At 63.9% G+C, this 24,073-nt stretch carries 21 protein-coding genes and 1 riboswitch; of the genes, 12 read left to right on the forward strand and 9 right to left on the reverse strand.

Annotated elements, in window-relative coordinates:
* The 3 genes from RBA41_RS15895 to RBA41_RS15905 all read right to left on the reverse strand — a co-directional run bounded on the left by RBA41_RS15895 (position 1) and on the right by RBA41_RS15905 (position 3,420).
* Positions 1 to 663 carry a DUF484 family protein gene (locus RBA41_RS15895; RefSeq protein WP_306625042.1) on the reverse strand — a complete coding sequence of 221 codons (663 nt, stop codon included), beginning with the start codon at positions 661 to 663 and terminating at the stop codon, positions 1 to 3.
* A gap of 135 nt (positions 664 to 798) precedes the next feature.
* Positions 799 to 2,082 (reverse strand): porin, encoded by a 1,284-nt coding sequence (locus tag RBA41_RS15900; RefSeq protein WP_306625043.1) that lies wholly within the window; start codon positions 2,080 to 2,082, stop codon positions 799 to 801.
* Between the two features lie 276 nt (positions 2,083 to 2,358).
* Positions 2,359 to 3,420 (reverse strand): porin, encoded by a 1,062-nt coding sequence (locus tag RBA41_RS15905; RefSeq protein ID WP_306625044.1) that lies wholly within the window; start codon positions 3,418 to 3,420, stop codon positions 2,359 to 2,361.
* 444 nt (positions 3,421 to 3,864) lie between these two features.
* On the opposite strand from RBA41_RS15905, the gene RBA41_RS15910 reads away from it, so the two are divergent.
* On the forward strand, positions 3,865 to 5,505 hold the full coding sequence (locus tag RBA41_RS15910) for an SEL1-like repeat protein (protein ID WP_306625045.1): 1,641 nt from the start codon (positions 3,865 to 3,867) through the stop codon (positions 5,503 to 5,505).
* Between the two features lie 127 nt (positions 5,506 to 5,632).
* On the opposite strand, the gene dapF is transcribed toward RBA41_RS15910, so the two are convergent.
* The 3 genes from dapF to RBA41_RS15925 are packed head-to-tail and all read right to left on the reverse strand — an operon-like array spanning position 5,633 to position 8,238.
* Positions 5,633 to 6,493 carry a diaminopimelate epimerase gene (gene dapF / locus RBA41_RS15915; protein WP_306625047.1) on the reverse strand — a complete coding sequence of 287 codons (861 nt, stop codon included), beginning with the start codon at positions 6,491 to 6,493 and terminating at the stop codon, positions 5,633 to 5,635.
* Positions 6,494 to 6,517: 24 nt separating this feature from the next.
* A complete protein-coding gene (locus tag RBA41_RS15920; RefSeq protein WP_306625048.1) occupies positions 6,518 to 7,390 on the reverse strand; it encodes an LpxL/LpxP family acyltransferase in 873 nt (290 codons plus the stop codon).
* On the reverse strand, positions 7,387 to 8,238 hold the full coding sequence (locus RBA41_RS15925; protein ID WP_306625049.1) for a lysophospholipid acyltransferase family protein: 852 nt from the start codon (positions 8,236 to 8,238) through the stop codon (positions 7,387 to 7,389). Before RBA41_RS15925 ends, RBA41_RS15920 begins: the two co-directional genes overlap by 4 nt.
* A 187-nt stretch (positions 8,239 to 8,425) precedes the next feature.
* Here RBA41_RS15925 and metK point away from each other — a divergent pair, with 187 nt between their 5' ends.
* The 4 genes from metK (at position 8,426) to metF (ending at position 12,629) form a co-directional block, all read left to right on the forward strand.
* Positions 8,426 to 9,592: a methionine adenosyltransferase gene (gene metK, locus RBA41_RS15930; protein WP_099873702.1), complete on the forward strand. Its 1,167-nt coding sequence runs from the start codon at positions 8,426 to 8,428 to the stop codon at positions 9,590 to 9,592.
* A gap of 239 nt (positions 9,593 to 9,831) precedes the next feature.
* Positions 9,832 to 9,905, forward strand: a riboswitch (S-adenosyl-L-homocysteine riboswitch).
* A gap of 26 nt (positions 9,906 to 9,931) precedes the next feature.
* A complete protein-coding gene (ahcY, locus tag RBA41_RS15935; RefSeq protein ID WP_306625051.1) occupies positions 9,932 to 11,356 on the forward strand; it encodes an adenosylhomocysteinase in 1,425 nt (474 codons plus the stop codon).
* A gap of 96 nt (positions 11,357 to 11,452) precedes the next feature.
* Positions 11,453 to 11,806, forward strand: coding sequence for a phage holin family protein (locus tag RBA41_RS15940; protein ID WP_099873704.1), 354 nt, complete (start codon positions 11,453 to 11,455; stop codon positions 11,804 to 11,806).
* Complete coding sequence (gene metF, locus RBA41_RS15945; protein WP_306625053.1) at positions 11,793 to 12,629, forward strand: methylenetetrahydrofolate reductase [NAD(P)H]; 837 nt, start codon at positions 11,793 to 11,795, stop codon at positions 12,627 to 12,629. Before RBA41_RS15940 ends, metF begins: the two co-directional genes overlap by 14 nt.
* Before the next feature lie 125 nt (positions 12,630 to 12,754).
* On the opposite strand, the gene RBA41_RS15950 is transcribed toward metF, so the two are convergent.
* Positions 12,755 to 13,381 (reverse strand): 5-formyltetrahydrofolate cyclo-ligase, encoded by a 627-nt coding sequence (locus RBA41_RS15950; protein ID WP_306625054.1) that lies wholly within the window; start codon positions 13,379 to 13,381, stop codon positions 12,755 to 12,757.
* Positions 13,382 to 13,399: 18 nt separating this feature from the next.
* Here RBA41_RS15950 and RBA41_RS15955 point away from each other — a divergent pair, with 18 nt between their 5' ends.
* From RBA41_RS15955 to RBA41_RS15980, 6 genes are read left to right on the forward strand one after another with little or no spacing between them, the layout of a single operon-like run.
* On the forward strand, positions 13,400 to 15,364 hold the full coding sequence (locus RBA41_RS15955) for a lytic transglycosylase domain-containing protein (RefSeq protein ID WP_306625056.1): 1,965 nt from the start codon (positions 13,400 to 13,402) through the stop codon (positions 15,362 to 15,364).
* A 38-nt stretch (positions 15,365 to 15,402) separates the two neighbouring features.
* A complete protein-coding gene (locus RBA41_RS15960; protein ID WP_306625057.1) occupies positions 15,403 to 16,365 on the forward strand; it encodes a complex I NDUFA9 subunit family protein in 963 nt (320 codons plus the stop codon).
* Between the two features lie 52 nt (positions 16,366 to 16,417).
* Complete coding sequence (locus RBA41_RS15965) at positions 16,418 to 17,140, forward strand: glutathione S-transferase family protein (protein WP_306625059.1); 723 nt, start codon at positions 16,418 to 16,420, stop codon at positions 17,138 to 17,140.
* A gap of 28 nt (positions 17,141 to 17,168) precedes the next feature.
* Positions 17,169 to 18,452, forward strand: coding sequence for a multifunctional CCA addition/repair protein (locus RBA41_RS15970; RefSeq protein ID WP_306625060.1), 1,284 nt, complete (start codon positions 17,169 to 17,171; stop codon positions 18,450 to 18,452).
* 31 nt (positions 18,453 to 18,483) lie between these two features.
* Entirely contained in the window at positions 18,484 to 19,479 is a 996-nt protein-coding gene (locus tag RBA41_RS15975; RefSeq protein WP_306625062.1) for a cytochrome-c peroxidase, read from the forward strand.
* Positions 19,476 to 21,044: a DAHL domain-containing protein gene (locus RBA41_RS15980; RefSeq protein ID WP_306625063.1), complete on the forward strand. Its 1,569-nt coding sequence runs from the start codon at positions 19,476 to 19,478 to the stop codon at positions 21,042 to 21,044. The genes RBA41_RS15975 and RBA41_RS15980 overlap by 4 nt, the downstream gene beginning before the upstream one ends.
* Before the next feature lie 167 nt (positions 21,045 to 21,211).
* On the opposite strand, the gene RBA41_RS15985 is transcribed toward RBA41_RS15980, so the two are convergent.
* Positions 21,212 to 22,411: an ATP-binding protein gene (locus RBA41_RS15985; RefSeq protein WP_306625064.1), complete on the reverse strand. Its 1,200-nt coding sequence runs from the start codon at positions 22,409 to 22,411 to the stop codon at positions 21,212 to 21,214.
* 379 nt (positions 22,412 to 22,790) lie between these two features.
* Here RBA41_RS15985 and RBA41_RS15990 point away from each other — a divergent pair, with 379 nt between their 5' ends.
* Complete coding sequence (locus RBA41_RS15990) at positions 22,791 to 23,453, forward strand: GNAT family N-acetyltransferase (protein WP_306625065.1); 663 nt, start codon at positions 22,791 to 22,793, stop codon at positions 23,451 to 23,453.
* A 7-nt stretch (positions 23,454 to 23,460) separates the two neighbouring features.
* Here the strand turns inward: RBA41_RS15990 and RBA41_RS15995 are convergent, their stop codons facing one another.
* On the reverse strand, positions 23,461 to 23,970 hold the full coding sequence (locus tag RBA41_RS15995) for an Lrp/AsnC family transcriptional regulator (RefSeq protein WP_306625067.1): 510 nt from the start codon (positions 23,968 to 23,970) through the stop codon (positions 23,461 to 23,463).
* Between the last annotated feature and the right edge of the window lie 103 nt (positions 23,971 to 24,073).

The raw sequence follows: 24,073 nt of genomic DNA on the forward strand, positions 1-24,073 counted from the left end.
TCAGGCACGCAGCGCCGCCAGCGCGGCGCTGGCGGTGTCGCCGATGTGGACCAGGAAATCGGTGCCCATGCTGGCGGTGAAGCGTTCCGGATCGGGCGAACCCAGGATCAGCAGGCCGAAGGCGCTGCCGTTGCTGCGCAGCGGCAGGATCACGGTCGACTGCACCGCGGCGGCGTCGGCCAGCCAGCGCACCGCTTCGAAGTCGTGGTTGCTGCCGCAGTAGGGCGCCAGCAGGCTGTTGGCGAACAGGCGCGCATCTTCCGACACGCCGTTCACATACCAGCTGCCCGCATGCGCCGGCGCCAGCTGCCACAGGCGCAGGGTGGCCTGGGGCACGCCGAAATGGCTGGCCAGGCCCTCGACCAGGGCGCGCGGCATGTCGCTGTCGTGGCGCGTCTTGAGCAGGGTCTGGGTCCAGCCGTGGAATTTGTTGGCGATGGCGGCGTTCGCTTCGGCCAGGCGCACCAGGTCCGACATGCGCAGTTCGAGCGCCTTGTATTTATCGCGCATCACTTCCATCTGGCGTTCCTGCAGCGAGACGGCCTTGCCGGTCAGGGGGCTGGACAGCTTGACTTCGCCCAGCAGCTTGGCGTGTTCCTGGAAAAAGTGCGGATGGTCGGCCAGGTAGTCGGCGACGGCGGTGGAATCCAGTGTGGCGGTCATTGAAGTCTTTACGTGAAGTCTTGGTGCGGGTGAAAAACGTCCCGCAATTCTAACCTAAGCGACCGCTTGCGCGCGCCCATGCAAAAAGACGCCCGCAGGCGTCTTTTTTGCAGAGCTGCCAGTGCGGCGCCGTGCTTAGAAGCGGTGACGCACGCCGATCTGGATGGCGTGGCTGTCTTCGCCAGCGACTTTGGTGAAGCCGCCCGGCGAACCGGCCGCGCCCGGCGTGTACTGGCCGTCGTTCTGGTTCTTGATGTGCGACAGCACGCTGTAGACGTCGGTACGGGCCGAGATGTTGTAGTCGTAACCGACGGCCACCAGGGTGGCATCGCTGTTCGATACGGTACGGTCGTTCTGGCGCGCTGCCGAGGCCATCAGACGGCCCTGGCCCAGGCGGTAGTGCATGCCGAGCTGGTAGCTGCTGGCATCGACCTGGCTGTTGCGGGTGATGTTGTCGTTGTAGATCTTGTTCAGGGCGGCGATGTTGGCAGCCGGAACGCCAGCGGCGCGCAAGCCCGGCGCGACCGAGCCGGTGAACACGTTGAAGTAGTCGGCCAGCAGGGCCGAATTGCGGTTGACCTGGTCGTGGTAGCCGGCGAACAGCTTGAAGTCGCCCATTTTCACCGAACCGCCCACGGTGGTGGTGGTCAGGCTCTTGCGGCCTTGCAGGTCTTCACCCTGGTTGTGGCCGACGCCGAGGTCGAAGTTACCCTTCTTGTAGGTGACCGCTGCGCCCAGGAACTTGTTGTAGCGGCCCAGGTAGCCGGAATTCTTGGTGCCGTACATCAGCGAGCCGCCGAAGCCGGACTGGGTGGCGATGCGGTACTGGATCGATTTTTGCGAACGGATATCGGCGCCCAGTGCGGTAAAGCCGGCGGTGCCGCCGGTGATGCCGCCCCAGGTGCCGCCGGTGCCGGTCTCGAACGCGTCAGCCGCGGCGAACACTTCATAGCCCGGGGTGTACATGCGGCCGATCATGATGGCGCCCACTGGCGTGACCAGGCCGACCATGGCGGTGCGGTCGAACAGGGCTTTCTCGGAATTGACGGCCACGGCTGGCTGCAGGCCGGCGCGCAGGCTGGCCAGGGTCGATGCCAGAGCCGGGCTCTTGAAGGCATCCATGCCTTTGGTCAGGTAGTAACCTTGGTTCGCGGTGACCAGGCCAGGACTCTGGGTGCCGGTGTCGAGTTCGACGCGCGCTTCCAGATTGAAGATGGCCTTGAAACCACCGCCGATGTCTTCGGTACCTTTGAGACCGATGCGCGAACCGTCGGCGATGCCACTGACGAGTTTGGCCGATTCACCCTTGGTTTTCATAAAACCAGCATCGGCGATACCGTAAATGGTCACGCTGGACTGGGCCAGGACCGGGGCTGCGAAACAGGTAGCGATTACACCAGCGATTAATTTTGTTTTCATTGTGTCTCCAGGAGATTATTTTGTCTAAAAACGAACGTGCGTACTAATTCGTTTTAACCAATATGCCATCGTTTTTTAGCCTTGTACAGAAAGCCGGGACCGCACGCAAGTACTGGTTGCGAAAAAGACACAGACGAGGCAAAAACGTCAATACCGTCTTATCTTAAACACCACAGCATCACGCGGATGCGACAAGGGCGTCGATGGTTACCCATTCGCCGCCCTTTGTTTTATCTGACCGACTTATGTCGGGCGCGGTGTACACCGCACCTTATATCAGAAAGCGTGATTCACGCCCAGTGCATAGATATTCATGCTCGACGGAACGGTCGGGCCTTTCTTGTTGGACGCGTCGGCATACACATAGGTGCGTGGCGACAGGCTGTACTCGTAGCCGATCGACATTTGCTTGGTCTTCTGCATGCCCTGGTTCAGTGCGCCCTGGTTCTTCTGGCCGTAACCGGCGAGAATCTTGCCTGAGCCCATCTTGTAATTGGCGCCGACCACCCACGAACGGGCTTCCTCGCTGTTAAAGAAGGTGTGGCCGCGGTCTTGCTGGACGCGCGTGGCCATCAGTTTCAGCTGCGGCGTGGCCATGACGTAGCCGGCGATCGACAGCAGGCGCGATTCGACCGCGTTGCGTTCGGCGGCCAGCATCAGCGAGCCGGCGGCGCCGGTGTAGGTGGCCGAGACCGAGTACGGATTGGCCGACGCTTCCGAGCCAGGACGGTATTGCGGATTGGCCAGGGTACCGCGGCCGACGATGGCTGCCGAACCCGAGCTCGCTTCCTTGGTGCCGACCGTGGCATTGATCTGGAAGCCGTTGATCACGTTCGAGTTATAGAACACGGCGTTGGAGAAGCGGTTGGTCGAATTGCCTACCAGGCCGAGCGGGTCCGAGGTATAGCCGGCGACCATCAGGTCGGTCTGGAAACCGGCAGGGCTAGGCACGCCGTGGAAGGGCTCGAACTGGGTGCTGCTTTCCTGGAATGCGGTCAGGCCGCGGCCGATGCGCACCATGCCGAAGCCGCCTTGCAGGCCGACCCGGCTCTGGCCCTGGAACAGCGGACGCTGGACGCCGCCGCCGCCCTGCTCGATGGTGCCCGAATCCGGTTCATAGCGAATTTCCAGCTGGAACAAGGCTTTCAGGCCGCTGCCGAGGTCTTCGACGCCTTTGAAACCGAGCGTGTTATTGGCGCGCTTGCCGATGGCCAGCGATTGGTCGGTACGCTTGATCATGCCGGCATCAACCGTGCCGTAGATGACCACAGACGATTGCGCTTGTGCAAAGCCGGCGCTTGCGCCGAGAAGTGCCAGAGCGACCAGTGATTTTTTCATGTACACGTCCTTAAAAAGTGAATCCGTCGAATCCGACAGTGCGTTGAGTTTTCAATTGTCTGAACACTCGGATTAAGAAACCTTAATTGCTTGGCCTTCTGCTAATGGCCGTCGTGGTTGATTATGAGGGGTAGAATTGGTTGAAAGCCAATGATTCCAGCAGTGTTGTTGTATTTATGAAACGTGGCACTGTATTGATACAGGCAAGTGACCGTGCATTTAAATGAAAAGCTTTCATGCGGTATTCCACCTATTCTTACTAACAAGCTTTGTGCGAAATCAAGGAAGTGGCCATCAGCGTCCCCCCGCCTGCGCGCCTGACGTAGACTTTAAAACGTCGGCTGCCCCCGCATCAGCCAAGCAAATGTTGTATATTGGCAACCAAACCGGTGCCATGCAGGCTCAGCGGATTGATCTCCTCCAATCAACGTGATGGCATGAACCATGGCAAACCGTGAAGAACTAGCGCTCATCCGTGGCGCGCGGGCCGGACGCGCTCCGGCCCAGCTCGAACTGGGCACGCTCTATCTGTTCGGCAGCGCGGGCTTGCCCAAAAGCTTGCCGACGGCGCTGCACTGGCTCGACCGCGCCGCCCAGCAGGGCTGCGCCACCGCCTGCCAGCTGATGGGCACCCATATTCCGTTCGACGTCGCAGTGCAGAGCCAGCGCCCGGTGGCGTGCTGGTTCGGGCAAGCCTTCGCCGAGGGCAACCTGCGCGCCGGCCTGGTGCTGGCCCAGCTGATCCTGGGCGGGCATGGCGGCGAGGTGCCGGCTCCCGCGCGGCGCGAACAAGCCTTCGCCGCGCTCGAGGCGGGCGCGGCGGGCGGGCTGGCCGAGGCCCAGTGGCTGCTGGCGCAGCACCGGCGGCTGAGCGGCACGCTCGCGGAAGCGGGGGCGCCGGCCGCGGGCGCAGCGGCCGCAACCCCTGTGCGGGCGGCGCCGGCGCCGCTCGCGGCCGCCTTGGCGCCGCGCGCGGCCGACCCGCGCTGGCTGCAGCGCGCCGCCGACAGCGGCATGCCGCAGGCCCAGCTCTCGCAGCTCGACAATGACTGGGAAGACGGCCTGATGGACGCCTACGCCAGCCGCGCCCTGCCGCTGGCCAGGGCCTTGGCGCGGCAACTGGGCGCCAGTCCGCGCTTGGGCGGCCAGCTCAGTGCGGCCGACGTCACCCTGCTGTCGCGCTGCGCCCGGGCCCTGGCCGCCGGCGCGGTCGCGGGCGAAGGGGGGAGCGGCGCCGACGAAGCGGAAATCCGCCATTTCTTCGAACTGGCCGCGGCCGAGCACGATGCCCACGCCCAGATGGCGGTCGGCTTGTGGTGCGCGCGCATGCAGGTCGACGGCAAGCGCATCGTGGTCGGCGAAGGGTCGGCCAACTTCAAGAAGGCGATCCGCTGGCTGACCCTGGCCGGCAACCAGGGGCTGGCCGAAGCCTGGTATGCACTCTCGCGTATCTATATCAAGCCGGAATTTTCCCAGCGCAATGTGCTCGACGCCCAGCGCTATCTGGAGCGCGCCGCCGAAATGGGATACCGCGACGCCCAGCTCGAATGCGGCAACAGCGCCTGGCGTGCGCGCCGCGAAAACGAAAGCAACGATGTGCGGGCCGTGTACTGGCTGCAAAAGGCGGCGCTGCAGGGTTGCCCGCAGGCGGCTGCGGCATTGCACAAGATCGCCCCGCGCTGCGAGGGTGCGGCCTACAGCGAAACCGGAGCCCTGAGCGCGTATGGCCTGGGCAGCACGCATCCGCTGCTGGCGGCGCGCCTGGAGCTGGCGGCCTTGTTCGGGCTTACGCGCGCCGAGGCGCTGCTGCTCGACGTCACGGCGGCCGACCAGGGGCATTGCCTGGTGGTCGATATTCGCGGCAGTTACGGGCGCAGCAAACGGCGCCTGGTAGTGATCGATTCGATGCACGAGCGCCACGCGCTGGACCGCATCGTGCGCCTGTTCGATGGCATCGATTGTGGTCCGGGCGGTCCGGAGGGCAATTACCGGCAGCGGCTGTACCGCCTCAAGACGCTGGTGCCGGAGTCCGAGAGCGGGCATGCGGAGCACGGTGAGGCGGAAGCTTACGAAATGGCGGCGTGAGCTGAAAGCTAGCCAATGCCGTTGACCTGAGAGCAACTGCGGGCCCAAGGGCGCGGCCCAAGGGCGCGGCCCAAGGGCGGGGCCCAAGGGCAAGACCGCATGTCGCGGCCGGTGCTAAGGCGGCAGGCTAGACCGTGATTTCCCCGTCAAACACCGTCACGGCCGGACCGCTGAGCATCACCGGCTGGCCATCGCCTTCCCAGGCGATCGACAATTCGCCGCCGCGCGCGCTCACGCGCACGGGCGAATCGAGCAGGCCGCGGCGGATGCCGGCCACCACGGCGGCGCAGGCGCCGGTGCCGCAGGCCAGCGTTTCGCCGGCGCCGCGTTCGTACACGCGCAGCCGCACATGCTGCCGGTCCACCACCTGCATGAAGCCCGCATTGACCTTGTTCGGAAAGCGCGCATGCGCTTCGATCAGCGGCCCGGTCTCCTGCACCGGCGCCAGGTCGACATCGTCCACCACCTGCACCGCGTGCGGATTGCCCATTGATACGACCGACACGAACACCGTCTTGCCGCCCTGATACTTAATCGGCAGCGGCCACAAGGTATCCCGGCCCTCGGCCCAGCCGCCCAGGCCGGCCGCGTCGAACGGCACCAGGGCCGTTTCCAGCACCGGCGCGCCCATGTCGACCGTGATCGTGCCATCGGTTTCCAGGCGCGGGGTGATGACCCCCTTCATGGTTTCCACGCGGATGCTGCTCTGGCGCGTCATGCCCTTGTCGGTCACGAACTTGACGAAAGCGCGCGCGCCATTGCCGCACTGCTCGACTTCGCCGCCATCGTTATTAAAGATCCGATAACGGAAATCGCATTCCGCATTCTGTGCTCTTTCCACCACCAGAATCTGGTCGGCGCCGATGCCGAAACGCCGGTCCGCCAGGCGTTGCCACTGGGCGGGGCTGAAATCGACCTGCTGGCTGATCGCATCGATCACGATGAAATCATTGCCGGCGCCATGCATCTTGGTAAATTTGAGTTTCATATTGTCAGTATATTCCTGGCGCTATTATTTTTTCAGGTAAGGCGAAGGCTCGCCGGGCGGACGGGTCTTGAAACGCTTGTGCGTCCAGAAATACTCGGCCGGCGCCTCGCGCACCCGCTCCTCGATAAACGCATTCATGCGGCGCGCCGACTCGACCATGTCGTCGCCCGGATAATTCTCCCAGGCCGGGTAAAACGTCACTTTCCAGCCCGTGTAATTGGGCAAGAACGTCGCCACCACCGGAATCACTTGCGCGCCGGTGGCGGCCGCGATGCGCCCGGGAGCGGTCAGGGTGGCGGCGGGAATGCCGAAAAACGGCACGAATTCGGCATCCTTGTCGCCGAAATCCATATCCGGCAGCATGAAATAGGGCAGATGCTCGCGCATGGCGCGGATGATCGGCTTGACGCCCTCCTTACGCGAAAACAACTGCACCGGGCGGAAGCGCGACCGTCCCTTGCGCAGCACCTCGTCGAAAGCGGCATTTTTCTGCGGCACGTACATCGAGCACAAGCTCGTTTCCAGCATGACCGCCACGCCGGCCACGTCCAGGCTCACGAAGTGCGGGCACAGCAAGATGGTCGGGCTGGCCGCGATCTGCGCCAGCGGCACACAAGGCTCGACCTGGATCAGGCGCCGCAGGCGCGCTTCCGGCGCCCACCACAGGATGCCGCGTTCCCACACGCTGCGCGAATACGACTGGAAATGCTGGCGCGCCAGCACCACCCGTTGCGCCTCCGTCAGTTCCGGCATGCACATGCGCAGATTGGTCAGGGCGATATGGCGGCGCGTCTTGAGCACCATGAACAGCAGGCTGCCCACGCCCGTGCCGACCCGCCCCAGCAGGGGCAGCGGCAACCAGTGCATCAGCCACATCAGGCCCAGCAGGAACTTCATGCGTCCACCTGGGCATCTGGCGCGGCCACGCCGCCGGGCTGCTTGTAGCGGTTATAACTCCAGAAATACTGGGCCGGGCAGCGCGCGATCAACTGCTCCATGGCGCGGTTGATCGTCGTCGCCTGCCCGGCGGCGCTGCCGTCGAGCGGCTGGTCGAAGGGCACGAAGCGCACGATGAAACCCTTGCCCCGCGCTCGCCGCTCGGCGTACACCAGGATGATCTCGGCATTGCCCATCTGTGCCAGCTTGGCCGGCAAGGTCATGCTGTAGGCCGGGCGTCCGAAAAACGGCGCCCACACGCCTTCGCCTTCCTGCGGCACCTGGTCCGGCAGCACGCCGATCGGCTCGCCGCGCTTGAGGCATTTGGCCAGGATGCGCACGCCCGACAGATTGGCCGGCGCCAGATGCAGATTGTGGCGCGCGCGGGCGCCCTCGATCAGCGGCTTGAGGGCGGCCTGCTTGGGCGGGCGGTACATCACGGTCAGCTTGGTGCGCAGCGCGATCTGCTGGGCGGTGATCTCGAAGCAGCCCAGGTGTGGCGTGAGGAACACGATGCCGCGGCCGGCGTCGAGGACCGACTGGACATAGTCCCAGTTCTCGTCGGTGGCCAGGCGCGCCACTTTGTCGGGCGGCGCGCACCACACGAAGGCCAGTTCGATGATCGACTTGCCGGACTCGGCGATAGCGGCCGACAGGTGCTGGCCGAAGCCGGCCGTGCGCAGATTGGTGCGCATCAGCTTGCGGTAGGAAGGGGAAGCGAGATACACGAACCAGCCCAGCGCGGCGCCCATGACATGCAGGACCGGCAGCGGCAGCTTCGATAAGGTACGGAAAAGGGGAACTAACATGATTTTTGACGGTCGTTCAACAAACGGCTAGTTGCTTAGCCAAAATTTCTCAAGGAGCGTAAAATACCACGTATGCAGGATCCGCCGAGTTAATAGACAACTTGCGAAGCGGAATATAAATGTCGCTAAAGCGTCGCAGGCAACCCGGTTACTGCGACTTCAATTTCAACAGTAACAGGAGCATTGCATGTCAAACGACTATCTCTTCACGTCCGAATCCGTCTCCGAAGGCCATCCAGACAAGGTTGCCGACCAGATTTCCGACGCCATCCTCGACGCCATCCTTGAGCAAGACCCGAAAGCACGCGTTGCCGCCGAGACTTTATGCAATACGGGTCTGGTGGTGCTGGCCGGTGAAATCACCACCCACGCCAACGTCGATTATATTCAGGTCGCGCGCGAAACGATCAAGCGCATCGGCTACGACAATACCGACTACGGCATCGACTACCGCGGCTGCGCCGTGATGGTCTGCTACGACAAGCAGTCGCCCGACATCGCCCAGGGCGTGGACGAAGGCGCCGGGCTCGACCTGGACCAGGGCGCCGGCGACCAGGGCCTGATGTTCGGCTACGCCTGCGATGAAACGGCCGAGCTGATGCCAGCCGCCATCCATTATGCGCACCGCCTGGTCGAGCGCCAGTCGCAGCTGCGCAAGGATGGCCGCCTGCCGTGGCTGCGTCCGGATGCCAAGTCGCAAGTCACCCTGCGCTACGTCGACGGCCGCCCGGTTGGGGTCGACACCGTGGTGCTCTCGACCCAGCACGCGCCGGAAGTGACGCACGCCCAGATCGAAGAAGCGGTGATTGAAGAAATCATCAAGAAAGTGCTGCCGGCCGAGTGGCTGCACGGCACGCGCTACCTGGTCAACCCGACCGGGCGCTTCGTCATTGGCGGCCCGCAGGGCGATTGCGGCCTGACCGGGCGCAAGATCATCGTCGACACCTACGGCGGCGCCGCTCCCCACGGTGGCGGTGCGTTTTCGGGCAAGGATCCCTCCAAAGTCGACCGTTCCGCGGCCTACGCGGCGCGTTACGTGGCCAAGAACGTGGTTGCGGCCGGACTGGCGCGCCAGTGCCAGGTGCAGGTCAGCTACGCCATTGGCGTGGCCAAGCCGATCAACATCACGGTCTATACCGAAGGCACGGGCGTGATTCCCGACGAAAAAATCGCCGCCCTGGTGATGGAGCACTTCGACCTGCGTCCGAAAGGCATCGTCCAGATGCTCGACCTGCTGCGTCCGATCTACCAGAAGAGTGCGGCGTACGGCCACTTCGGCCGTGAAGAGCCGGAATTCACGTGGGAGCGCACCGACAAGGTCGCGTTGCTGCGCGCCGAAGCCGGCCTGTCCTGATCGACGCCCTGCAAACCGCCCCGCGCGGTTTGCAACCCTCAACCGGGGTCAGACCTCCGAATCGAAACTTTTTTGTTTCTTAACCGGGGTCAGACCTCCGAATCGAAACTTTTTTGTTTCTAATCGGAGGTCTGACCCCGGTTAGGAAATTTTCTGAATGCATAATTTTGCGCTGCGGTGTTTTTGCCGCACGTGTGAAATTTGGCTGGCGCAACTTGGCGTTAGCGGCTAAACTTCTCTGTTCCGAGGAGCGTTGCGACGAAATTCCCATTTCGCCAGGCTCGGAAATCCACCGCAACCGCGCTCACGTTACTTTTTTCTAACTGAAAGGAGGGCGTGATGAACGCCGTACTCAAATCTTCGCAAGACTTCCACATCGCCGATATTTCCCTCGCTGCCTGGGGCAACAAGGAAATCAAGATCGCTGAAACCGAAATGCCGGGCCTGATGGCTATCCGCGAGGAATTCGCCGCGGCCCAGCCCCTCAAGGGCGCGCGCATCACCGGTTCGCTGCACATGACCATCCAGACCGCCGTGCTGATCCAGACCCTGGAAGCCCTCGGCGCCAAGGTCCGTTGGGCATCGTGCAACATCTACTCGACCCAGGACCACGCCGCCGCCGCCATCGCCGCCGCCGGCACGCCCGTGTTCGCCGTCAAGGGCGAAACCCTGGACGAATACTGGGATTACACCCACCGCATCTTCGAGTGGCCAAGCGAAGCCGGCCAGCCGGTGTATTCGAACATGATCCTCGACGATGGCGGCGATGCCACCTTGCTGCTGCACCTGGGCACGCGCGCCGAAACCGATCTGTCGGTGCTGGCCAACCCGGGTTCGGAAGAGGAAATCTGCCTGTTCAACTCGATCAAGGCGCATCTGGCCAAGGATGCCACCTGGTACTCCAAGCGCCTGCCGCACATCCTCGGCGTGACCGAGGAAACCACCACCGGCGTGCACCGCCTGTACCAGATGCACAAGGAGGGCAAGCTGGCCTTCCCGGCAATTAACGTCAACGATTCGGTCACCAAGTCGAAGTTCGACAATCTGTACGGTTGCCGCGAATCGCTGGTCGATGGCATCAAGCGCGCCACCGATGTGATGATCGCCGGCAAAGTGGCCGTCATCGCCGGCTACGGCGACGTGGGCAAGGGCTCGGCCCAGGCCATGCGCGCCCTGTCGGCCCAGGTGTGGGTCACCGAAATCGATCCGATCTGCGCACTGCAGGCGGCGATGGAAGGCTACCGCGTCGTGACCATGGATTACGCCGCCGAACACGGCGATATCTTCGTCACCTGCACCGGCAACTACCATATCCTGACCGAACAGCACATGCTGGCCATGAAGGACCAGGCCATCGTCTGCAACATCGGCCACTTCGATAACGAAATCGATGTCGCATCGATCAAGAAATACGAGTGGGACAACATCAAGCCGCAGGTCGATCACATCATCTTCCCGAGCGGCAAGCGCATCATCCTGCTGGCGGAAGGCCGCCTGGTCAACCTCGGTTGCGGTACCGGTCACCCGTCGTACGTGATGAGCTCCTCGTTCGCGAACCAGACCATCGCCCAGATCGAACTGTTCGCCAACACCGACAAGTACCCGGTCGGCGTGTATGTGCTGCCCAAGCATCTGGACGAGAAAGTGGCGCGCCTGCAGCTCAAAAAGCTCAACGCGCAACTGACCGTGCTGACCGACGAGCAAGCGGCGTACATCACCGTCAGCAAGGAAGGCCCTTACAAGCCTGACCACTACCGCTATTAATCAGTAGCACCGGCGCGCGGCCTGCACGGCAGCGCGCGCGCCGGCTTGCGTGCCTGACGTTGTCTATTTCTTATCAACCGGACTTTCGCTTCCCTTATGCGCTTACTTTTGACGTGGTTGATTAACGCAGCGGCGCTATTCGCGCTGCCATTCCTGATGAGTTCAGTTGAAGTCACGAACATGGGGACGGCCCTGGTTGCCGCGCTCGTGCTCGGACTGGTCAATACCCTGATCCGTCCGGTGCTGGTGCTGCTGACCCTGCCCGTAACCCTGCTATCCATGGGGTTGTTCATCCTCGTGATCAATGCGCTGCTGTTCTGGGCAGTCGCGAACCTGGTCGGTGGATTCCAAGTGGCAGGCTTCTGGTCGGCTTTTATTGCCGCCATCCTGTACAGCATCATTTCGTGGGCGCTGTCTACCTTACTCCTCAAAAAAGATGGCAACTCCTGACTTCAGCATCGAATTCTATCCGCCCAAGACGCCTGACGGGGCGGACAAGCTACGCGTGGCGCGCGCCAAACTGGCGCTGCTGCAACCTAAATATTTCTCGGTAACCTTCGGCGCCGGCGGCAGCACGCAGCAGGGCACGCTCGACACGGTGGTCGAGATCCTCGGCGAGGGCCACGAGGCCGCACCCCACCTGTCGTGCGTGGGCGCATCGCGCGAATCGATCCGCACGATCTTGAAACAGTTCCAGTCGCACGGTATCCGGCGTCTGGTGGCCTTGCGCGGCGACTTGCCGAGCGGCTACGGCGGCGCGGGCGAGCTGCGCTATGCCAGCGAGCTGATCGAGTTCATCCGGGCAGAGACGGGCGACTGGTTTCATATCGAAGTGGCGGCCTATCCCGAGGTGCATCCGCAGGCCAGGTCGCCGCAGGATGATTTGCAAAACTTCGCGCGCAAGGTGCAGGCCGGGGCAAATTCCGCGATCACCCAGTATTTTTACAACGCCGACGCGTATTTTGCGTTCATGGACCAGACCCGCAAGCTGGGTATCGATATCCCGGTGGTGGCTGGCATCATGCCGATTACCAATTACACGCAGCTGATGCGGTTTTCGGACATGTGCGGGGCGGAAATTCCGCGCTGGGTGCGCCTGAAGCTGGCCAGTTTCGGGGATGACAGTGCCTCGATCAAGGCCTTCGGGCTCGATGTGGTGAGCCAGTTGTGCGAGCGCTTGCTGGCCGGCGGCGCACCGGGCTTGCATTTTTACAGCATGAACCAGGCGGTCGCGACGACGGCCTTGTGGGAGCGCTTGACTGCCGGGAAATAAGACGGCGTGTCCCGCGTCTGCGCCGCCGGTCAGTCGCTGGCGATAGCACGACGCCGGCTGGCATATCAGCCGTCGTTCCTGCCACCGGCAGAAACGACGGTGCGCATATGCGTGGTGAAAGCAATTCACGCCTCCGTAATCACCACATCGAGCGCCACATCATGCTGCGCGCCGGCAAACGCCACCTGATCCCCCGCATACGCGATCCCCACCGTGTACGGCCGCGGCAGCGCCTCCAGGGTGCGGTCGTAATACCCCCCGCCATACCCCAGCCGATACCGTTCGGCGGTAAATCCCAGGCACGGCACCAGCAGCACCGGCGGCCGCTCCAGCACCCGCTGCACAGCCGGCACCGCCACCCCCATCCTGTCGCTCAGCATGTCTTCGCCCGGCACCCACTCCACGAACGCCAGCGCGGTGTCGGGCGCCACCACCAGCGGCAGCGCCAGCCGCACGCCCGCGCTGGCCAGTTCGGCGTAGACCGGATGCAGATCGGGTTCGCCCCGCAGCGGCCAGTACACTCCCAGCACCGCAGCCGCGCCGCCAGCCGTGCGACCCTGCCACCACGCCAGCACGCGCGCCGCGATCGCCGCATCGCGTTGCGCCTTTTGCAAGGGATCGAGCGCACGCCGGGCCGCCTTCAGCACGGCGCGCAGCGCCGCCTTGTCCGCCCCATGTGCGAATGCAGCATCTGAGTTCGCCGATGCTGGCAGGGCGGCATGCCCGCATGGTATTCTAGGTTCGCTGGTCATGTGTTAAATGAAGTATCCATGGAGAGTCGCATACTGATGTACCTGCCGAAATTGTTTGCCGTCGCGATTGTCGCCGGAGCCTGCCTGATTCCCGCCTACGCCCAGGCGCCAGTGCCCCCGTACGACCCGCGCGCCGACGACGATACCTTCCTGCTGCTGCGCGAGGCCGCGCGCCAGGACGACGCGGCCAAGGCCAACGCCTACGCCTCGCGCCTGCAGAACTATCCGATCCCGTCGTATGTCGATTATTATCGGCTCAAAACCCGGATGCGGGTCGCATCCAGCGATGAATTCCGCGATTTCCTCACCCGCTACCAGGGCCTGGCCATCGCCGACCGCCTGCGCAACGACTGGCTGCTGGAACTGGGCCGCGCGCGCGACTGGGCCAATTTCGACCAGCAACTGCCCCTGTTCGTGCTCAACGACGATACCCAGGTCAAGTGCTACGCCCTCATGTCGCGCGTGGCGCGCGGCGAAAAAGTGGCGGACGACGCCCGTGCGCTGCTGACCAATCCGCCCGGTTACGGCGAGGCGTGCGGCGCCCTGATCTCCACCCTGGCCCAGTCCGGCCAGTTCGATGCCAGCGACCTGCTGGCCCAACTGCGCCTGGCCGGCGAGTTCAAGGCCACCGGCCCGGCGCGCCGCATCGCCGCGCTGCTCGGCGTGTCCGAACTGCACGCCTCGCAAGCGGTCGACCTGCCGGCGCTGGCCATGGCACGCGGCATCGGCGACACGCGCGCCGACCACGAAGTCTATTTAATGGCAGTGAGCCGCATGGCGCGCACCACCCAGAAGCTGGCTGTGGTCGCCCTGGAAAAGAACGCGCCGCGCCTGTCGCCCCAGGAGCAAGCCATCGGCTGGGCCGGCATTGCGCACGCCGCCTCGCTCACGCTCGCGCCCGAAGCCTACGACTACTGGCGCAAGAGCGCCGGCGCGCCGCTCACGGCCGAACAGATTCAATGGAAAACCCGCATCGCCCTGCGCCGCGCCGACTGGAAAACCGTCAAGGCCACCATCGAATCGATGCCGGCCCCGCTGCGCGCCCAACCCGGCTGGACTTACTGGCTGGGCCGCGCGCTGCAGGCCGAACACGGCGCGCACGACGCGGCCGTCGCCCTGTACCAGCGCATCGCCGACCAGAACAGTTTTTATGGCCAGCTGGCGCTGGAAGAACTGGGCCAGCTCATTTCGATTCCGCCTCCCGGTCCCGCCCTCACGCCCGAGGAAATGGCGCCCATGGCCAGCAACCCGGGCCTGCGCCGCGCACTCAAGTTCTTCAGCCTGCGCCTGCGCCCCGAAGGCACGCGCGAGTGGAACTGGGAACTGCGCAAGTTCAGCGAACGCGAACTGCTGGCCGCGGCCGAATTCGCGCGCATGAACCAGATCCTCGACCGCATGGTCAATACCTCGGACCGCACCCGCACCCAGTTCGACTACACCCAGCGCTTCCCGTCGCCGCACAACGACATCCTGCATCCGACCGCGCAGCAGCTCGGCCTGGACCGGGCCTGGGTGTATGGCCTGATCCGCCAGGAATCGCGCTTCATCATGGATGCGCGGTCGAGCGTGGGCGCCTCCGGCCTGATGCAGGTCATGCCCGCCACCGGCGCCTACGTGGCGCGCAAGATCGGCCTGGGCGACTACGTCAAGAACAAGCTGACCGACGTGCGCACCAATATCCTGCTCGGCGCGAACTACATGAGCATGGTGCTGGCCAACGCCGACGGCTCGCAGACCCTGGCCACGGCCGCCTACAATGCCGGACCGGGACGCATGCGCAACTGGCGCGGCAAGCTCGACGAGCCGATGGAAGGAGCCATCTTCGCCGAGTCGATCCCGTACATGGAAACCCGGATCTATGTGAAGAATGTGATGTCCAACGCGACCAACTATGCCGCGCTGTTCGAGAACAAGCCGCAGTCGCTCAAGGCGCGCCTTGGCAAAATCACGCCGCGCAGCGCCCAGGGCAACGACCTGCCCTGATGCGCCGGCCGCGGCGCCATCATTGAGGAGCGTGCACGATGAAAGAGATGACGGTAGTGGTGTTCGGCGGTTCCGGCTTCATCGGCAGCCACCTGGTGGCGCGCCTGTCGCAGGAGGGCGCGCGCGTGATCGTGCCGACCCGGCGCGCCGAACGCGCCAGGCACCTGATCTTTTTGCCGCGCGTGGACGTGGTCGGCGCCAATGTCGGCGACGACGCCACCCTGCGCCGCCTGCTGGCCGGGGCCGACGCCGCCATCAACCTGGTGGGCGTGCTGCATTCGCGCCGCGGCCAGCCGTACGGTCCCGATTTCAAGCGCGCCCACGTCGAACTGCCGCGCCGTATCGTCGCCGCCTGCGCCGCCACCGGGGTCACGCGCTACCTGCACATGAGCGCCCTGGGCGCGGCCGCCGACGGCCCGTCGATGTACCAGCGCTCCAAGGCCGACGGCGAAGTGGCCGCGCGCGCCGAAGCGTCGGTGGCGGCCACGATCTTTCGCCCGTCGGTGGTGTTCGGCCCGGGCGACAGCTTTCTCAATACCTTCGCGCGCATGCAGAAGTGGCTGCCGTTTATTCCGCTGGCCGGCGCCGCCAGCGACTTCCAGCCGATCTACGTGGGCGACGTGGCCGACGCCCTCACTCATGCGCTGGCCGACCTGAAAACGCGCCACCAGGTGTACTCCCTGGGCGGGCCGCAAATCTATTCGCTGGCCGAACTGGTGCGCCTGGCCGGCCGCTACGCGGGTCACCGGCGCCCTGTGTTCGGCATTCCCGACCCCTTGGCGCGTCTTCAAGCCTTGCTGTTCGAACTGCTGCCGGGCGAGCCGGTCATCAGCCGCGACAACCTCGATTCGATGAAGGTCGATAACGTGGTCGATCCGGCCATCCAGGCCACCACCGCCGCCGCCCTCGGCCTGCAACTGCGCTCGCTGGAAGCGGTGGCGCCGCGCTACCTGGCGCCGCACGAGCGCTTCGACGATTACCGCGCACGCGCGGGACGCTGACGAGGCGCTCGCGCCGGGCGCTTATTTTTTACTTTTCTCCGGGACCGTAACAATGCAAACCACCGAACTCGATCCGACCCTCTCGCAGACCCTGGACGAGGCCCGCAAGGCCGGCCTGACGCTCATCATCGGCAACAAGAACTATTCGTCCTGGTCGATGCGGCCGTGGGTGGCGGCCACCGCCTTCGGCATTCCGTTCAACGAAGTGCGGGTGCTGCTCGACCAGCCCGACACCTCGGCGCGCATCGCCGAGTATTCGGGCGCCGGGCGGGTGCCGGTGCTGGTCGCCGGCGAGATGACGATCTGGGACAGCCTGTCGATCTGCGAATACCTGGCCGAGCAGTTCCCGGAAAAGCACATGTGGCCGCGGGACGTGGCGGCGCGCGCCATGGCGCGTTCGGTCACGGCCGAAATGCATAGCGGCTTTGCCGACCTGCGCACCGCCATGTCGATGAATATCCGCATGAGCCTTCCGGGGCGCGGGCGCACCCCGGGCGCCCAGGGCGACATCGGCCGCATCAGCGAGATCTGGGAAGAGTGCCTGTCGCGTTTCGGCCACCACCAGTTCCTGTTCGGCGACTTTTCGATCGCGGACGCGTTTTTCGCGCCGGTGGTGATGCGCTTTAAGATTTACGGCGTGGCGCTGGCGCCGGCCCTGCAAGCGTATTGCGAGCGTGTCCAGGCCCACCCGGCCGTGGCGCGCTGGGTGCGCGAAGCGCTGGCCGAAACCGAAATCGCCGCCCACCACGACGAAGAAATCCGCGGCAAGCCATAATAGCGTTTCAGTCAACACCATCTTCAGCATGAAAACATACATCGTTGGCGGCGCCGTGCGCGACGGCCTTCTGGGCCTGCCGGTGCAGGACCGCGACTGGATCGTGGTCGGCGCCACCCCCGAAGACATGCTGGCCGAAGGCTTTCGCCCGGTCGGCAAGGACTTCCCCGTCTTCCTGCATCCCAGGACGCAGGAAGAGTATGCGCTCGCCCGCACCGAGCGCAAGACCGCGCCCGGCTACCGCGGCTTCGTGTTCCACACCTCGCCCGACGTCACGCTCGAAGAAGACCTGGTGCGGCGCGACCTGACCATCAACGCCATCGCGCGCGACGCCGACGGCGGCATCACCGATCCGTTCGGCGGCCAGCGCGACCTGGAAGCGAAAATCTTCCGCCACGTCTCCGATGCCTTTGCCGAAGACCCGGTGCGCATCCTGCGCCTGGCGCGCTTCGCGGCGCGCTTTCCCGACTTTACCGTGGCCCCCGAAACGCTGGCGCTGATGCGCAGCATGGTGGCGGCGGGCGAGGTCGATGCGCTGGTGGCCGAGCGGGTCTGGCAGGAAGTGGCGCGCGGCCTGATGGAGCAAAAACCGTCGCGCATGCTGGCCGTGCTGCGCGAGTGCGGCGCGCTGGCGCGCATCATGCCGGAACTGGACGCCCTGTGGGGCGTGCCGCAGCCGCCGCTGCACCACCCCGAAATCGATACCGGCGCCCACATGATGCTGGTGATCGACTACGCGGCCGAACGCGGTTTCGATTTGCCGGTGCGCTTTGCCGCCCTGATGCACGACCTGGGCAAGGGCGCCACGCCGGCCGGGCACTGGCCGCGCCACCACGGCCACGAGCAGCTTGGCCTGGCGCTGATCGACGCCGTCTGTGCGCGCCTGAAGGTGCCGGGCGAGTGCCGCGACCTGGCCGTGATGACTGCGCGCGAGCACGGTAACCTCAGCCGCGCCCGGGAACTGCGCGCCAATACCCTGGTCACCCTGTTCGAGCGCTGCGACGCCTTCCGCAAGCCGGTGCGTTTCGAACAGATGCTGCTGGCCGCCGAATGCGATTTTCGCGGGCGCGGCGGCGAGGGCGACGATTTCCGCACCCGGCCGTATCCGCAAGGCCCGTACCTGCTCGGCGCCCTGGCCGCCGCGCGCTCGATCAACGCCGGCGAAGTGGCGCTGCGCTGCGGCGAGAACAAGCAGCAAATTCCCCACGCCGTGCATACGGCGCGGGTCTCGGCGGTCAAGGCGGCGCTGCGCCTCGGCGACGAGCCAGGTCAGGCGGACGACAGTGTCGGTGCGAATCCTGCTATTCTTTGATCCGATATTGGCATTGACACGGAGAAACGGGATGCTGTCCACCTTGCGCCGGTCCCTGGGTCGGGCCCTTGCCGCGCTCGCCTCCTGCTGGGCAGGCGTCGCCGCGGCCCAGGCGCTTGTCAATGAGCCAATCCGTCCGCTGCCCATGAAGGCGGTGGGCGACCCCGCGCGCATCGCGCTGGGCGCGCGCCTGTTCCAGGACCTGCGGTTTTCGCGCGACAGCACGCACAGCTGCGCCACCTGCCACCAGCTGCGCCGCGGCGGCGCCGACGGCAAGGCGATTTCCACGGGCGCGGACGGCAAGCCGGCGCTGTTCAACACCCCCACTGTCTATAACAGCAGTTTCAACTTCCGCCAGACCTGGACGGGACGCTACAGCGGCGCCGAGCAGCTGCTCGACCACGTCATCACCAGGCCCAAGGCGTTTGCCGACAGCTGGGATCTGATGGCCGAGCGCCTGGCCAAGGACGAGGCGCTGTCGGCCCAGTTCATGGAAGTCTACGGCGACGCCCTGCGCCCGGCCTATGTGCGCGACGCGCTCGACCAGTTTCTGCGCTCGCTGGTGACGCCATCGCGCTTCGACCGCTACCTGCGCGGCGACGCCGGCGCCATCACGGCCGAGGAAGAACGCGGCTACCTGCGCTTCAAGAGCTTTGGCTGCGCGGCCTGCCACCAGGGCATCAACGTGGGCGGCAACCTGTTCCAGAAAATGGGCGCCATGCGCGAGATGCCGGGACTGGAAACGAGCGGCGCGGACCTGGGCCGCTATCAGGAGACCAAGCGCAACGTCGACCGCCACGTGTTCCGCGTGCCGGGCCTGCGCAATGTCGCGCTGACGGCGCCGTACTTCCATGACGGCTCGGTCAGCACGCTCGATCAGGCGGTGGAGCTGATGTTCAAATACCAGCTGGGACGCACCGCCTCGCAGCAGGACAAGGAACTGATCGTGCGCTTCCTGCACACCCTGAGCGGCGAGAAGCTGGTGCCGGCAGCGCCGCCTGCAGCGCCGCCGGGAGTGACGCCGTGAGCGGCGCCCTGGGCAGCTGGCGCCGTGTCGCCGCGCTGCTGCTGCTGATCGCGCTGATGGGGGTACTCGGCGTGCTGTTCAACCGCACCCAGGCCGTCGACATCGAAGCGCAGAACCGGGTCATGCTCAACCTGCGCGAGCTGGAAAAGCTCGATTCGGAGTGGAACGTCAACATCCTGCGCTCGCACATCGGCTTGAACACCAATTACGATCCGCTGTCGGCGCCCCTGCCGCGCATGCGCGAACTGCAGCTGCGTCTGGCCGCGGCGCTGCCCATGACCGGCAATCCCAAGGCGGAGGAAGCGCTTGACCAGGTCAAGCGCGCGCTGGTGAAGAAGGAAGAACTGGTCGAGCAGTTCAAGACCCAGAACGCGATCCTGCGCAATTCGCTGATCTTTTTTCCGCCCGCGATCACCGATCTGAAGACCGAGTTGAATGGCATCGAAGGCGCGATCGTTCAGGCGCGCACGGTGCTGGCGCTCGACAGCGCCCTCAATAACCTCCTGAGCGACATCCTGCGCTACAACCTGGCGCCGTCGCCGGCGCTGGCGGCGCAGATCGAACGCACGATCACCTCGATGCAGCCGCTGCGCGGCGATTTTTCGGACAGCGTGAGCGACACCATCGACGAACTGGGTCGCCACGCGCACGCCATCCTGCGCTACCGCCAGATGGAAAACGAACTCGAAATGCATATCGCGAACAGCCGCACGGCCGAAGCGATGGAAAAGCTGGGTAACCTGTTCGACACCTCGTTCGACCAGGTGCTGATCGAAAAGCAGCGCTACCGGACGTATCTGTTCGCCTATTCGGGCTTGCTGCTGCTGCTGTTGATGTACGTGGCGCGGCGCCTGCTGCGCAGCTACAGCATCATCGGCGAGGTCAATCGCAGTTTGCAGGCCGCTAACGAGACGCTGGAGCATCGGGTGGCCGAGCGCACGGCGGCGCTGGAAGCGCAGTCGGAACGCCTGAAGCAATTGGCCCAGCATGACAGTCTGACGGGCCTGATCAATTACGGGGAGCTCACGCGCCTGCTGGCGCACGCGCTGGTGCGGGCCGGCCGGCGCGGCGACGTGGTGGTGGCCATGTTCATCGACCTCGATGGCTTCAAGGCGGTCAACGACACCTACGGACACGCGACCGGGGACCTGGTACTGTGCGAGGTGGCCAGGCGGGTGCAGGAGAAACTGCGCAAGGAAGACGCGCTGGCGCGCCTGGGCGGGGACGAATTCGTGATCTTGCTGGAAGAGGTCAGCGGCCGCGAGGGCGCGCTGCGGGTGGCGCAGCAGACGCTCGAAGCGATCCGCTCGATCACCGAGGCGGGCGGCTGCCCGGTGCGGATTTCGGCCAGTATCGGCGTGGCCAGCGCCAAGGGCAAGGAAGGCTTCATGCGCGGCGCGCCGGCGTTGCTGGCCGATGCCGACCAGGCCATGTACCAGGCCAAGCAGGGCGGCAAGAACGGGATTTCGTTCAGTTCGCAGGCGCAGTGGAATGAGACGGCGCCGGCCGAGGTGCCCATGGCGGGCAGCGCGCAAGCGAAAACCGTGGTGCCCGCACAGGACTAACGTTTTGAACTGAAGGCCGGAGGCAGGGCTCGCCAGGCGCCTATCCGTTCCAGCCGGTAGCGCATTTCCGCAGCGATTCCTTCATTGAGAGAAAATGCGCGTTCCCGCATCAGCGCAAGCGATTCGGGATTGCCGCACATTGCCCGTCGCATTGCCGACATACGCGGTCAGACCTCGCCAGTGATCCAGGCATCGCCTGGCATGATGCGTCGCATAAATTCATCAAAAAGCGGGACCGTAAATGCTGTGTCACCATGCGTCGGGCTCCAGATCATCCCCTTGACAATGAGGTTGCTACGAATAGGCGCCAACGATGTACTATCCCGACTCAATACGGCGGCAATATCGCCCGAACGATGCGGACCTGGACCTAATTTTGCCATTGCACGCAAATAGCGCTTTTCGGTAGGTGTGAGTCGATCGAAACGTACCCGGAAAAAGCTCTCATCCAAAGCGGCAATGGCTACAGTCGACGCTTCAGCTACATCAGCCTTGGTAATGGGACTTTGCGATGCAATGTCCCAGGCATGTTTACCCCATTCCTGTAAGAAATACGGATATCCTTGGGTATGTGAAATGATGAGGTCGACTGCGTCAGCGTCAATTTGGACACCTTCTTGCTGAACAGGTTTTTCGATAGCGTCCCGGGCTTCTGCCGGCAGCAGCGGACCCACGGAGGGGAACTCGAACAGTCTTTCAGCGTAGGATTTCGCTTCACCCATTCGCCCACGAAGCTGCGGGAGGCCGGCGCCCACGACAGTGACGGGAAGTTGTAACTGGGAGCATCGATGCAGTGCCGATATGAGTGCCGCCATCTGCGGTTCTTCTACATACTGAAGTTCGTCGATATAGATGGCAACCAGTGTATTGGCTGCCGCCGCCGCATACCCAACTTGCTCCAGAAGAGTAGTCAGATCTCCCTCCAGGTCACCGTTATCGGCCAAACCTGGCTCTGCCTCATAATCAAGCCCAACTTCGATATCGTTGTATGTCACTTTGAGTTTGCTGGCGAAACCTGCTAATGCACGCAAACCACGCACAGCAAGGTCTTTAGCCGCTTCCACTTTACTTAACTTCAGTAAGCCAAGCCTCAGTTGTGGAGCTAGCATTGCAGGTAAAGAACGCCCCTCAGGCGCTTCGATGCGGATCGTAATAACGCCATCTGCTTGCGCATCCTTCATCATTTGATCCAATAATACCGTCTTCCCTACCCCGCGTAGACCCACGAGCATCATACTCTTGGCAGGACGACCTTTCCGGAGACGCTGAATGCATACAGTTATTTGTTTGCGCACGGCATCTCTGCCAGCCAGCTCGGGCGGAGGGCTCCCCGCCCCAGGCGCAAACGGATTGTCTACAGGATTCATAGTCGTACCCTTTAGGGAGTTTATGAGAAAAAGATAAATTACCTAAACTTAGTAGCTCCGTCAAGTTCCCTCTGGCGCCCGTACACTTACATGTTTCTGTAGCAAGGCCTCGATGGCTGACTGTGGTTTGAGTCGTTACGTCCATGCGTCAGTAACGCAAGCTCACTGTATGCATTCTTGCTCCTCCTTGGCGAAACCTGACACACTGAAGCGCGGGATCGCCGCCGTCGTGTTTATACTTGGAGCAGCTTCGTCCTGCCAATGGCATGTACGGCGGCGTCCACGGGCACGGCTCGCAGAGAGGACACTAGCGCCAAATGAGCTACAATGGCTAAATTGGTGCACTGCACAATCGACGTAACGGATAACGGCCGCAATCATGTTCACAAACCCATTCAGCAGCTGGCTCAACGCCCGCAGCGGCCGCAAGACCCGCCGTACGGTGCTGGTCAAGCAGCTCCACGAACGCGACCGCCGCCGTGTGCTCAAGCATTTCCTCGCGCTCGACGACAGTGACCGCTTACTTCGATTCGGCACCAGGCTGCCCGACGAGCTGGTGGAAGCCTACGTCGCCAAGATCGATTTCGCCCACGACACCGTCTACGGCGTCTACAACCCGGTCTTCAAGCTGGTTGCCGTCGGCCACCTGGCGTTCGGGCCCAGGGAAGCCTCGACCCACGCGCTGAGCAGCACCACCAAGGACATCGTGGCCGAATTCGGCGTGTCGGTGTCGGCGTCGGCGCGCGGGCTGGGTATCGGCTCCAAGCTGTTCGAGCGCGCCGCCATCCGCTGCCGCAACCTCGATGTCGACACTTTATATATGCACTGCCTCTCGTCCAACCAGACCATGATGCACATCGCTAAAAAGGCCGGCATGGAGATCCAGCGCGATTATGGCGAAGCCGACGCCTACCTGCGCCTGCTGCCGCCCGACCCGGCCAGCATGCTCAGGGAAGCCATCGACGAGCAGTTCGCCACCATCGACTACACCCTCAAGGCCAACACCCGCGCCGCCGTCAAGTTCTTCGTGCCGAAGAAGTAGGCCGGCCTTACATCAGCGGCAGCGCGGTCGTATCCTTGATCCGCTGCAGCGCGAAGCTCGACTTCACGTCGGCCACCGCCGGGTGGCTGAGCAGGGTCTGCATCATGAAGCGCGAGAAGTGGTCCATGTCTTCCACGTGCACGCGCAGCAGGTAATCCATTTCCCCCGTCATCGCATAGCAGGCCACCACTTCCGGCCAATGCTCGACCGACAGCGCAAAGTCGGCATGGGGCGAGCTGGTGGCGCGGCGCGCCCCGGCCGCGTTGCTGGACCCCTCGCTGTGCTTTTCCAGGCGCACGTTCACATACGCCAGCAAACCGAGGCCGATCTGGGCCGGGTCGAGCAGCGCCACGTACTGGCGGATCACGCCCGCTTCCTCCAGCCGCTTGATGCGGCGCAGGCAGGGCGAGGGCGACAGGCTGACCCGGTCGGCCACGTCCTGGTTCGACAGGCGCCCGTCCGCCTGCAGAATCGCCAGAATCTTCCGATCTGTTTTATCGAGCACAATTTTTGGCATATTTTCTCCGAAAGCCGCATTCCAACGCAATATTATTGCTCAAATCGTCGGACACGGGGCAGTGTTTGAAATTTAATGCTGGTGTCGCAGGACTATACTGTGC

This window comes from Massilia scottii, from assembly GCF_030846495.1.
In the GTDB taxonomy this organism is placed as follows: domain Bacteria; phylum Pseudomonadota; class Gammaproteobacteria; order Burkholderiales; family Burkholderiaceae_D; genus Telluria_A; species Telluria_A violaceinigra.